At 38.1% G+C, this 12376-nt stretch carries 9 protein-coding genes; 8 read left to right on the forward strand and 1 reads right to left on the reverse strand.

Going from position 1 to position 12376, the window contains the following annotated elements; genetic code table 11:
* Positions 1-55 precede the first annotated feature (55 nt).
* Positions 56-1222: a DUF4221 family protein gene (locus ACKPCE_RS01875; RefSeq protein WP_319503988.1), complete on the reverse strand. Its 1167-nt coding sequence runs from the start codon at positions 1220-1222 to the stop codon at positions 56-58.
* A 321-nt stretch (positions 1223-1543) separates the two neighbouring features.
* On the opposite strand from ACKPCE_RS01875, the gene ACKPCE_RS01880 reads away from it, so the two are divergent.
* The 8 genes from ACKPCE_RS01880 (at position 1544) to ACKPCE_RS01915 (ending at position 12128) form a co-directional block, all read left to right on the forward strand.
* Positions 1544-3169 carry a TonB family protein gene (locus ACKPCE_RS01880; RefSeq protein ID WP_319503989.1) on the forward strand — a complete coding sequence of 542 codons (1626 nt, stop codon included), beginning with the start codon at positions 1544-1546 and terminating at the stop codon, positions 3167-3169.
* 235 nt (positions 3170-3404) lie between these two features.
* Positions 3405-4742, forward strand: a complete 1338-nt coding sequence (locus ACKPCE_RS01885) for a sigma-54-dependent transcriptional regulator (RefSeq protein ID WP_319503990.1) — start codon at positions 3405-3407, stop codon at positions 4740-4742.
* Positions 4743-5063: 321 nt separating this feature from the next.
* Positions 5064-5144: a potassium-transporting ATPase subunit F gene (locus ACKPCE_RS01890; protein ID WP_319505903.1), complete on the forward strand. Its 81-nt coding sequence runs from the start codon at positions 5064-5066 to the stop codon at positions 5142-5144.
* A gap of 17 nt (positions 5145-5161) precedes the next feature.
* Positions 5162-6868: a potassium-transporting ATPase subunit KdpA gene (kdpA, locus tag ACKPCE_RS01895; RefSeq protein ID WP_319503991.1), complete on the forward strand. Its 1707-nt coding sequence runs from the start codon at positions 5162-5164 to the stop codon at positions 6866-6868.
* Positions 6869-6880: 12 nt separating this feature from the next.
* Positions 6881-8929 (forward strand): potassium-transporting ATPase subunit KdpB, encoded by a 2049-nt coding sequence (gene kdpB, locus ACKPCE_RS01900; RefSeq protein WP_319503992.1) that lies wholly within the window; start codon positions 6881-6883, stop codon positions 8927-8929.
* A gap of 15 nt (positions 8930-8944) precedes the next feature.
* Positions 8945-9556 (forward strand): K(+)-transporting ATPase subunit C, encoded by a 612-nt coding sequence (locus ACKPCE_RS01905; protein WP_319503993.1) that lies wholly within the window; start codon positions 8945-8947, stop codon positions 9554-9556.
* Positions 9540-10667 carry a sensor protein KdpD gene (locus ACKPCE_RS01910; RefSeq protein ID WP_319503994.1) on the forward strand — a complete coding sequence of 376 codons (1128 nt, stop codon included), beginning with the start codon at positions 9540-9542 and terminating at the stop codon, positions 10665-10667. Before ACKPCE_RS01905 ends, ACKPCE_RS01910 begins: the two co-directional genes overlap by 17 nt.
* Positions 10668-10688: 21 nt before the next feature.
* Positions 10689-12128 carry a sensor histidine kinase gene (locus ACKPCE_RS01915; protein WP_319503995.1) on the forward strand — a complete coding sequence of 480 codons (1440 nt, stop codon included), beginning with the start codon at positions 10689-10691 and terminating at the stop codon, positions 12126-12128.
* Positions 12129-12376 lie beyond the last annotated feature (248 nt).

Raw genomic sequence — 12376 nt, forward strand, 5'->3', positions numbered from 1 at the left:
ATTATTTTAAATTAGAAGTAATCAAGTGAAAATATAAAATCAGACAATTTTCGCATCAATTGCTTAATGGAAGTAGCTCTATTTTCTGAAACCGCAATGTGTTCTCGTTAAAATCAGGCCGTTTAAAATGACTAATACTTATATAAAGTCCGTCTTCACTAACAAAAAATAAATACGGATTGAAACAATATTCGGGAAAAAGGGTTTCGCCCACAATATTCATCTTTTTATCTAATATTATAATTGAGAATTGCTTGCGACCATTGTGATAAATATCCATAAAATTCTTTTCATCGTCCACATTAACCTCAGGAAAAACAAAACGATAATATACCTGTCGATATTTATCATAAATAAGATTTCCATAAGTTGGTAACTCACACTTGCGTTTTATTATTTCGTCAATAGTAGCATCAGAAGATAACACTTCTGATTTGGGATGTTTCATATACTTACTTTTCGCTAAAAACTTAGTCATTGTTTTAAAATTACGAGACATACATACGATTGAATCTTGCATTTCATCAGAGTAGATAAACCTTTCTCCATCAAAACAAGTACTCACTTTGCCAGCCGTAGTTGAATAAGGAAGTTCCCTCAAATCATTGATTTCTAAAGCAAATTTTAGAGGAGTAGCGGTTATTTGCTTATTAGACAGATTGATAACAACTCCAAGTGGACTTTCTGAAATAAAATGATCGCCAAGACGGCTATTTATTGTTTGAGGTAAATAGAGACTGTCTCCTAAAAAAAACATAGGAGAATATGTTATGGTATTAATAAGTGCAGGAACCAATGGTTGTTTATCAGTCGTTTCATAATACTCAACCTTTGACTTAATCTGACCAGTAGAATCAGTAGCATAAATTACAGGCAATGATGAGCTTGCAATGTATATGTGATTAAAATCAACCGGGAAAAAGCCATCTATCATACCAACACCATGGTCACCTTCAGTCTGATAGACTACTTTCTTAACCATTTTTTCATCCTCAATACTATAAAATAATATTTCACGTCCTATATTGGGGAAGCACAAATATTCTTTCCCTTTTTCCTCAAAGGTCCACAAACAATAACGAGGTAAGCGAGTATCGTTATCAATAGAAAAGGTTAAATAAGTATTAGCCGGTTGCAATGAATATAAATCCTGAGTTTTTTTGTTCCCACAAGAAACTACAACAACAAGCAAACCCCAAAGAAAGCAAATCTTCTTTTTCATAAATCAACAGATTAAAATTACCACTATCCAGTTTATAGAAGCAAATATAGAACAATATATCTAACATAAAGACAATTGCAGAGTAAAATAAACTTCACACAGCATACTTCTCTTTAAATCAGGCGATTTTTAATTAGACAAATTCTAGCTATTTTGAAAGAGTAAAATTCATTCCACGCCATTTTTAAGTATTTTTCACGCCAATATCGTTTTATGATAGATGCGTTATTCTATATTTGTCATACGTATTAATATCTTATGGGGTAAGATATGAGCTTGTTGTCACTAAATTTAATCTAGGTAACACTAAATACAATTATTATGTCTAGAGAATTATCTATTTTTTGCGGCGTACTCCTTTGTTTTGTTCTTTTGTCTTGTGGCTCACGGTCTGAGAGTTCGGATGAGTTTCTGCTGAATTCGCCAGTTATTGCGAAAAAAGTTTTAGTTAATGGCGACTCAGTCATAGTGTGCGACCCTTCACTGACCAAAGATACGATTACAATATACCTGGATGATTTTGCCGGTAACCCTGAGCTTATATTGCTTGAAAGTGAAAGTGACTCTGCTTTAGTAAAGGCTGACGGACATAGTATTATAAGTGAAAACAATATAGGTATATACTCTACTCAGTCGGGTGGTTACAAATTATTTAACAAGAAAGGCGAATTTATTTCATCAATAGCCTCCAGAGGAAATGGCCCGGATGAATATCTTTTTTCAATATATGATAGTTATATTGATGAAAAGGAACGTGAAGTCTATCTTTTACCCATGGTGAGTAATCAGATTTTAGTGTATGATTTTCATGGAAATTTCAAGAGATCAATCCCGTTAGCTCACAAAGTGCATAAGGGTAAGTTCAAGATTGATACTACTACGGGCAATATCTCCATTGGTGTTCTTCCATTTCAAGATTCTCCATTTGTATATTGGCAGCAAGACAGAAATGGAAAAAGAATAAAAGGGGTTTCTGCCAATCATTTAACAATAACACCCACCGATTATAGTAATGAGGTAGATATTAATTTAAATACAAATAATTTTGATCTGGCGTTATTTCATTGGACCCCTTCAAATGATACCTTGTATCATTATGCTGAAGTAGGTAATAAGCTGAAGCCTGTTTTTACGGCAACTTTTAAAGCGGACGATATATTACAACATGAGTATATTGAACTGCCCGATCATTTTCTGCTTCGATTATACAAACCTAATTCTCCCGATGCGTCAATTGTTATGGTGGATAAAAAAAGTCTAAAAGGAAACTATGTAAAATTTGGCTTAAAAGCTTTAGGGGGAGTCGAAATTCCGTCCAATAACATTCATTTCAGGAATAATTTCTACTGGACGAATTTATATCCCTTCGAGCTATTAAAAGAGTGCGAAAGGATATTGTCCACCCAAAAGAAATTAGATCCGAAAATAAAAGAAATGTTAGTCCATCTCTTAGATAGGGTTGATGATGAAAGTAATAATATAATTATTACAGGACGATTGGCCAAGAATGGAGCCGGTTCGAATAAAAGCATTTTAATTACTGAAGGGAAAAAGAACATATCTTCTGGTAAAAAGGAAGTTGCAGATAAGCCCATAATAGATTCGCAAGAAGGAAATTCTGATAACGACAGAGTTTATAGATTTAAAGATTTGAAAGAGATAAAACAGACAGCTATATTAGATAAAGCAAAGGAGTATTTCAGGCAAAACAATGTATACAAAGACTGGGACCCTAAAGATAAGAAGGAAACCCGATTGTCTTTTATTGTGGAGAAAAACGGTACGACTTCAAGCATTGAGGTCATACAGAGTAGCGGTATTGAAAAACTCGATAAAGAAGCCATAAGATTGATTGAAAAGGCACATTTCCTGTACGGAACGAACCTAAAGAACGAACCGATAAGATGTGGAGATACGCAAATCATTGTTTATTTTCCACCTAAATGATCAGGGACAGTAAAATTCTTAATTTTATATTTAATTTCATCTTCATTGGCGTAAGCATTGATCATTTGCAGAGTTAATATGTAGACAAACATTGCCTGATAATCAACAAGTTGCGTGTTACTATATAGACCAAGCCGAAAGAATAAGGTAAGAATCAGATAAAATAATGATTTGAATACGTAATTAATAGATATATTTGCGTTAACAGAATAATCTGTTTTATTAATATCTCCCTATGAGCAAGATTCTTATAATTGACGACGAAAGTCAAATTCGCACACTATTGGCACGTATGTTTGAACTTGAGGGCTATCAGGTTTGCCAGGCTGCTGATATAATGAATGCATCAAAGCAACTTGAGATACAAAATCCGGAAGTTGTTTTATGTGATGTTTTCTTGCCAGACGGAAATGGAGTCGATTTTGTGATTGAACTGAAAAAGAAATACCCACATATTGAAATCATTTTATTGACCGCACACGGCAACATTACAGATGGTGTTCAAGCCATTAAAAATGGTGCATTTGACTATATTGTTAAGGGAAATGATAACAACAAAATCATCCCGCTGGTAGAACGCGCATTGGAAAAGGCCCAAATGAGTAACCGCATTGATCGATTAGAAAAAAGAATTAATCAGAAATATTCGTTTGAGGCTATACTAGGTGAGTCAAAACCCCTAAAAAGCGCTATTGATCTTGCTCGGAAAGTATCGCAAACAGATGTTTCTGTACTGCTCACAGGTGAAACAGGAACCGGAAAAGAAGTTTTTGCACAAGCAATACACCAAAATAGCCAACGAGCAAAACTAAATTTCGTTGCAGTAAACTGCTCTTCGTTTTCCAAGGAGCTTTTAGAAAGCGAAATGTTTGGTCACAAGGCAGGTTCATTTACCGGAGCACTAAAAGATAAAAAAGGAATTTTCGAGGAAGCAAACAATGGAACTATTTTCCTAGATGAAATTGGGGAAATGGCTATTGAACTACAAGCCAAATTATTGCGTATTATTGAAACAGGAGAGTTTCTCAAAGTTGGCGATACTAAGCCGACAAAAGTAAACGTGCGCATTATTGCAGCAACTAATCGGAATTTACCTGAAGAAATAGCTAAAGGGCATTTTCGAGAAGATTTGTTTTATCGGATTTCCGTCTTTCAAATACAACTACCTCCTCTTCGCGAACGCAGTGGTGATATTGTTATCTTAGCTCAGCATTTCATAAAGTTCTTTTCGGAGAAGCTCTCTCACCCCATTATGGATGTCAGTTCTTCGTTCATGGATTTACTTAAGCAACAAACTTGGAAAGGCAACATAAGAGAGCTTCGTAACACAATAGAGCGCAGTATTATTGTTAATGAGAATGGTTGTCTGGATGTAACCGATCTTCCACTCGAAATGCAAAATGCGACTAACGAACCAATAGGTGAGAACAGTACTTTTGAACTATCTGCAATGGAAAAACGACACATCAGCAGGGTTCTAAAATATACTGAAGGGAATAAAACCGAAGCAGCGCGACTGCTCAAGATTGGGTTGACTACCTTGTATCGAAAGATCGAAGAATATAAACTCTAATACAAGAGAATCATATTTCATCAGTCAATAGCCCCTTCCATTCTGAAAAACATTTTTCAGAATGGAAGGGGCTATTAGCGTATAGTCACATCCCCCAAAAACCATAATACCTTAATAACAAGCCTATTACGCAGGAAAAACATTTTTGGCACATCTTTAGTAAAGGTGATAGTGTAACATTCAGCATAATATTAATCATTAAAAGAAGAAATATGACGGCAACATTATCATTTATTTTTTGTATCACAAGCGGTTTTATCTGCTTCAAGTTATTTGGGAAATGTATTGATTGGTTTGAAAATATTTAATTTTAGAAAGTATATGTACACTCTACTCTTTGCATTAGGTATAATGATCTTCGGATACTTGACATACGTACTTATCAAGCCCGAAAAGTTTTAATCAATAATATAAAAACGATGAATACAGAAATTTCGGGTGTAATCCTACAAATCATCTTAATGCTAATATTTGCCTATCCGCTAGGTAGGTATATTGCAAAAGTATACAAAGGAGAGAAGACCTGCACTAACTTTATAGCCCCCATTGAGCGATTAATCTACAAGGTCAGTGGAATTAACCCTGAAGAAGAGATGAACTGGAAACAGTTCTTAAAAGCGTTATTGACTCTAAATGCTTTTTGGTTTGTATGGGGAATGCTGCTATTAGTCTCTCAAGAATGGCTGCCTTTAAATCCGGATGGGAATGGAGCTCAAACTCCCGATCAAGCATTCAACACCTGCATCAGCTTCATGGTTAACTGCAACCTACAACATTACAGTGGCGAAAGCGGCTTAACCTACTTTACGCAATTGTTTGTTATCATGCTGTTTCAGTTTATAACAGCGGCAACCGGAATGGCTGCTATGGCCGGCATAATGAAAGGAATAGCTTCTAAGACAACCAAAACAATAGGTAATTTTTGGCACTTTCTAGTGATTAGCTGTACGCGAATCTTACTTCCTCTTTCTTTAATCATAGGATTTGTTCTTATTCTAGAAGGAACTCCCATGAGCTTTCAAGGTAAAATGAAAATTAAAACACTAGAAGGACAGGAACAAGTTATTTCACAAGGTCCAACAGCTGCTATCATTCCCATTAAGCAATTAGGAACCAATGGAGGAGGTTACTTTGGGGTCAATTCAGCCCATCCGTTGGAAAATACCAATTATTTCACCAACATAATTGAATGTTGTTCTATTCTGATACTCCCTATGGCAATGGTATTAGCATTCGGATTTTATACAAAAAGGAAGAAACTGGGATATAGTATTTTCGGAGTGATGTTCTTTGCTTTTATTGTTGGAGTTTGCATAAATGTAAATCAAGAAATGGGTGGCAATCCTCGTATCAATTCAATGGGTATCTCCCAAGAAAATGGTTCGATGGAGGGAAAAGAAGTCCGCTTCGGCGCGGGTGCAACAGCTCTTTGGAGCATCGCCACTACCGTTACGTCAAATGGTTCGGTTAATGGTATGCACGATTCGATGTTACCGTTATCGGGTATGATGGAAATGTTGAATATGCAAATAAATACCTGGTTTGGCGGAGTTGGTGTAGGTTGGATGAACTACTATACTTTTATTATAATGGCAGTATTTATAAGCGGATTAATGGTTGGGCGTACACCGGAGTTCTTAGGGAAGAAAGTGGAAGCTCGTGAAATGAAAATAGCAACTATAATTGTTTTACTTCATCCGCTTTTGATCTTAGCTTTTACGGCCATATCGGCTTATCTCTATTCTCATCATCCGGAATTTGTTGCAAATGAAGGCGGCTGGCTAAATAACTCAGGATTTCATGGGTTAAGTGAACAGCTTTACGAGTACACGTCTTGTGCTGCAAACAACGGTTCGGGTTTTGAAGGTTTAAAAGATAATACATACTTCTGGAACTGGACATGCGGTATCGTATTGTTGCTAAGTCGTTTCATCCCAATTATCGGGCAAGTGGCCATTGCAGGACTGCTGGCCGAGAAACGTTTCATCCCCCAAAGTGCAGGAACATTGCAAACAGACACTTTCACATTCGGCTTGATGACATTTGTGGTTATTTTCATCATAGCAGCCTTGTCATTTTTCCCTGTACACGCATTGTGTAGCATTGCCGAACATTTAAACCTATAAGAAAATTAAACAATGAGAAATAACAAATCGGCTTCTTTATTTGAAAAGAAGCAAGTAATAAATAGTTTGAAACAATCTTTTGCAAAGTTAAGTCCGCAAAAGATGGTTAAGAATCCTATCATGTTCACCGTAGAAGTAGCAACAGTTGTGATGTTGCTGGTTTCATTACTCTCACTATTTACTGTTGAATATGGTTCGTTTGGTTATAATCTGCTTGTATTCATCATACTGTTTATAACCCTTTTATTTGCGAATTTTGCTGAAGCCATAGCTGAAGCACGCGGAAAAGCACAAGCAGATAGTTTAAGAAAAACGCGCGAGGATACTCCTGCAAAGAAAATCGTGAACAACGAAATTACGTTAGTTAATAGTGCCAACTTGCAAAAGGGAGATCTTTTTGTTTGCGAAGCAGGAGATACCATTCCGGCCGACGGTGAAATAATGGAAGGATTGGCTTCGATAGATGAAAGTGCCATAACGGGCGAGTCGGCTCCCGTTATTCGTGAATCTGGTGGTGACAAAAGTTCTGTAACAGGTGGAACCAAAGTTCTTTCGGATAAGATTGTGGTAATGGTTACCCAACAACAAGGTGAAAGTTTCTTAGATAAAATGATTGCGTTAGTTGAAGGCGCATCTCGCCAAAAAACACCCAATGAAATCGCCTTAACCATCTTGTTAGCCGGGTTTACTTTAGTCTTTGTCATTGTATGTGTTACTCTGATTCCCTTTGCTGACTATACCGATATGACACATTCAGGAACTGTGATTCCTATCGCTTCACTCATTTCACTTTTTGTATGCCTCATTCCCACTACCATCGGTGGTTTACTTTCGGCAATAGGCATTGCGGGTATGGACAGGGCGCTTCGTGCCAATGTAATAACCAAATCTGGTAAAGCTGTGGAAACAGCAGGAGATATTGACACCTTACTGTTGGACAAAACCGGAACAATCACCATTGGTAACCGCAAAGCAACCAAATTCTATGCAGCACCGGGAGTTGAGGAACGCAGTTTTGTTGAAACGTGCCTGCTTTCTTCCTTGTCTGACGACACCCCTGAGGGAAAATCGATAGTGGAACTGGGACGCGAATGGGGTGTACGTATAAGAAACCTAAACACCACAGGTACACGCATGATTAAATTCACAGCGGAGACTAAATGTTCCGGAGTTGACCTGGCAGACGGTACACAAATTCGCAAAGGAGCATTTGATTCGATTCGAAAGATAACAGAGGCAGCCGGAAATGTTTTTCCTCAAACAATTGAGAAGGAAATAACATCCATCACCGGCAATGGCGGGACTCCGCTGGTGGTTTGTGTAAATAGCAAAGTGACAGGAGTCATTGAGTTGCAAGACATTATTAAGCCCGGTATTCATGAACGTTTCGAACGCTTGCGTAAAATGGGAGTAAAAACAGTGATGGTTACGGGTGATAATCCGTTAACAGCCAAATACATTGCTGAAAAGGCAGGTGTGGACGATTACATTGCGGAAGCAAAGCCCGAGGACAAAATGGAGTATATCAAAAAAGAGCAGCAAACGGGCAAGCTGGTTGCTATGATGGGTGACGGCACGAACGATGCACCGGCCCTGGCACAAGCCAATGTCGGAGTAGCCATGAATAGCGGTACTCAGGCTGCTAAAGAGGCCGGTAACATGGTCGATTTAGATAATGATCCGACTAAATTAATAGAAATCGTTGAGATAGGGAAACAGCTATTAATGACCCGGGGAACTTTAACCACTTTTTCTATTGCTAATGATGTGGCTAAATATTTTGCAATAGTTCCTGCTCTTTTTATGGTTGCTATCCCCCAACTCAGCACTCTTAACATTATGCATTTACATAGTCCTGAAAGTGCCATTCTATCTGCTGTAATATTTAATGCCATCATCATTCCTCTTTTAATACCTTTGGCCTTACGAGGTGTTCAGTATAAACCTATTGGCGCATCAGCACTACTTCGTAGGAACTTATTGATTTACGGTGGCGGAGGCATTATTGCCCCTTTTATCGGAATCAAACTAATTGATTTAGTAGTTGGAGTATTCTTTTAATTTATAAGATTCAAAATGAAAACATTATTAAAATCCATCAAAATAACATTGGCATTCTGTGTTCTTTTCTCTGTATGCTATATTTTTGTGTTATGGCTATTTGCCCGAATTGCGGGACCTAATGGAGGAGAACCGGAAGTCGTAGTACAAAACGGACAGATTGTAGGTGCTTCACATATCGGACAAAGGTTTACTAAAAACACCTATTTCTGGGGACGTCCTTCATTGGCCGGAAACGGATACGATGCAAGTAGTTCAGGAGGTAGCAATAAAGGGCCTACCAATTCTGAATATCTGGCCGAGGTCAACGCACGAATTGACACGTTTCTGATGCATCATCCTTATTTGAGCCGCAAAGAAGTACCTGCTGAAATGGTGACGGCTAGTGCTTCGGGACTGGACCCTGACATCACTCCTGCATGTGCTTACGTACAAATAAAACGAATAGCGATGGCCCGTTCTCTTAAAGAATCGGATATGAAAGATATGGTTGATTTGCTAATCCGGAAGCCTTTATTGGGACTGTGGGGCACAGAAACTGTAAACGTATTAAATCTGAATATTGCTTTGGACCAATTATCAAATAAACATTCAAGCCAGCATATTAAAGATGAACAGGGAAGATAGCGTACAACATTTTCTGGACTTGATAAAGAAATCGAGGCGTGGGAAATTTAAAATCTACATCGGCATGATTGCCGGTGTAGGCAAGTCATATAGAATGCTACAAGAAGCGCATGAGTTACTTGACAATGGCGTTGATATACAAATTGGTTACATTGAGACTCATGGACGCGCCGGCACCGAAGCCTTACTGGAAGGATTACCCATTATTCCAAGAAGAAAAATTTTCTATAAAGGAAAAGAATTAGAGGAGATGGATATGGAAGGAATTATACGTATACATCCCGAGATTGTGATCGTTGATGAGCTGGCGCACACCAATGTGGAGGGTAGTTTGAATGAAAAACGGTGGCAAGATGTTATGACTTTGCTCGAAGAAGGCATAAACGTTATTTCGGCTGTGAACATTCAACACATAGAAAGTATCAATGAAGAGGTACAGGCTATCACTCGTATTGAAATGAAAGAGCGTATTCCCGACAGTGTTTTACAAGAAGCCGACGAAGTGGTTAATATTGATCTTACCGCCGAAGAATTAATCAATCGTCTTAAGTCAGGAAAAATATATAAACCCGATAAAATACAAAGAGCACTCCATAACTTTTTCAAAACAGAAAACATACTGCAACTTCGCGAACTCGCGTTGAAAGAAGTCGCTTTAAGGGTGGAGAAAAAGGTACAAGACGAAATTCCGGCTAACACCGGAACAGGTCTGCGGCACGAGAAGTTCATGGCCTGCATTAGTAGTAGGGAAAAGAACCCTAAAAGAATTATCCGCAAAGTGGCCCGTTTGGCAACCCGTTACAATACATCATTTATAGCACTATATGTGCAGACTCCTCGAGAGAGCGTAGAACGGATAAACTTAGCCAGTCAACGCCATCTGATTAACCACTTTAAACTGGTTACCGAATTAGGAGGCGAGGTTGTACAGGTGCAGTCAAAAGATATATGGGGAAGCATTATAGATGTATGTGGTAAGAAGCAGATTTCCACTGTGTGTATGGGCACACCGCGAGTGCATTTCCCCGAAGTTATTTACGGAGCATTGAAATATCGTTTTTTTTTAAAACATCTGGCTCAGGCAAACGTTGATTTAATTATACTTGCATAACCATATCCATTCATTAGATTTATGAATATAAAAACAAAATTGCTTTTAGGTATCGGCATCATGGCAGGAATGATTATCCTGCTCGTCATACTATCCATTGTCAATTTGCAGATATTGACTGCAACAGACCCTAATAGTCCGGCTGCATTACCCGGTCTGGAGCGTGCGCTTACGTGGATATCCGTAACCGGAGGAGTTTGTATCTTGACAGGTTTACTTCTTCTTTTTTGGTTACCACGGTCCATTAATCGTCCCATCAATGAACTGACGCAAGGCATTCTCGAAATTGCAAATCATAATTATGAGAAGCGGCTTATGATGGCAAATAACGAAGAGTTTCGAGAAGTAGCCAATAGTTTTAACCGTATGGCAGAGCGGTTGGCCGAATACAGAGCCAGCACACTGGCAGACATTCTGTCTGCTAAACAGTTTCTGGAAGCAATCGTTAACAGCATACACGAACCAATCATCGGCCTAAACAAAGAATTGGAGATTTTATTTATAAACAATGAAGCCCTCAATGTTCTTAATATGAAGCGAGAAGATGTTATACGCAACTCGGCAGAAGAGCTGTCCTTAAAAAATGATCTGCTTCGTCGCTTGATTCGCGAGCTGGTTACGCCGAATGAAAAGAAAGAACCTTTAAAGATTTATGCTGATAACAAAGAAAGTTATTTCCAGGCGTCTTATATACCCATCAACAATCTATCGCCTGATCCCAATGATTCTCAAAAACTAGGAGATGTTATTTTGCTAAAGAATATCACTGAATTTAAAGAATTAGATTCAGCCAAAACAACTTTTATTTCAACCATATCACACGAATTAAAAACGCCTATATCTGCCATAATGATGAGCCTACAGCTGTTAGAAGATAGTCGAATTGGCGCATTGAACGATGAGCAACAACAGCTCTCAAAAAGCATAAAAGAGAACAGTGAACGCTTGCTCAATATCACCGGAGAATTGCTAAATATGACTCAGGTGGAAGCAGGTAAGCTACAATTAATGCCTAAAATAACCAAACCGATAGAATTAATTGAATATGCGATCAAGGCTAATCAGGTGCAAGCTGATAAATTCAATATTCAAATAGAAGTTGAATATCCGAAAACTAAAATAGCCAAATTATTTGTTGATAGCGAGAAAATAGCTTGGGTTCTTACCAATCTTCTTAGTAATGCTATTCGCTATTCTAAAGAGAACGGCCGGGTTATCATTGGTGCTAAACAAAATGGTGATGTCATTGAGCTTTTTGTGCAAGATTTCGGAAAAGGTATTGATCCGCGTTACCACAACAGTATATTCGACCGATATTTTAGAGTGCCGGGGGCTAAAGTGCAAGGAAGCGGACTGGGGCTTTCTATTTCGAAAGACTTTGTTGAGGCTCAGAATGGTAAACTTACTGTTGAAAGTGAGTTAGGTAAAGGTAGTAAGTTTATTATCTTTTTTAAAGTATAAAGATACCATCAGGGCCTAACCGAGAGCTTTTCAATTTTGCTCGTTGCAAATCTTTTCGTAGACCCGGGTGTACAGATGTTATACACCCGGATCTACAGACCGTGTACATGGGGGTGTACAAAGTCTGTACACCGGGGTGGAGACAAAAATTGCTCACATGCAAAATAAATCAGGTAAGCAGGCTGCTTGAAATCCTATATGGAGAGAATAAATAGCGGCAAACGTGTAAGGAATCACTGCCAAAAAAG

It is taken from the genome of Bacteroides graminisolvens, assembly GCF_963666085.1.
Lineage (GTDB): Bacteria > Bacteroidota > Bacteroidia > Bacteroidales > Bacteroidaceae > Bacteroides > Bacteroides graminisolvens.

What these genes read in the sequence shown, in the direction of transcription:
- ACKPCE_RS01875 (WP_319503988.1), bottom strand. Translation starts at nt 1,222, where the DNA reads ATGAAAAAGAAGATTTGCTTTCTTTGGGGTTTGCTTGTTGTTGTAGTT.
- ACKPCE_RS01880 (WP_319503989.1), top strand. Translation starts at nt 1,544, where the DNA reads ATGTCTAGAGAATTATCTATTTTTTGCGGCGTACTCCTTTGTTTTGTT.
- ACKPCE_RS01885 (WP_319503990.1), top strand. Translation starts at nt 3,405, where the DNA reads ATGAGCAAGATTCTTATAATTGACGACGAAAGTCAAATTCGCACACTA.
- ACKPCE_RS01890 (WP_319505903.1), top strand. Translation starts at nt 5,064, where the DNA reads ATGTACACTCTACTCTTTGCATTAGGTATAATGATCTTCGGATACTTG.
- kdpA (WP_319503991.1), top strand. Translation starts at nt 5,162, where the DNA reads ATGAATACAGAAATTTCGGGTGTAATCCTACAAATCATCTTAATGCTA.
- kdpB (WP_319503992.1), top strand. Translation starts at nt 6,881, where the DNA reads ATGAGAAATAACAAATCGGCTTCTTTATTTGAAAAGAAGCAAGTAATA.
- ACKPCE_RS01905 (WP_319503993.1), top strand. Translation starts at nt 8,945, where the DNA reads ATGAAAACATTATTAAAATCCATCAAAATAACATTGGCATTCTGTGTT.
- ACKPCE_RS01910 (WP_319503994.1), top strand. Translation starts at nt 9,540, where the DNA reads ATGAACAGGGAAGATAGCGTACAACATTTTCTGGACTTGATAAAGAAA.
- ACKPCE_RS01915 (WP_319503995.1), top strand. Translation starts at nt 10,689, where the DNA reads ATGAATATAAAAACAAAATTGCTTTTAGGTATCGGCATCATGGCAGGA.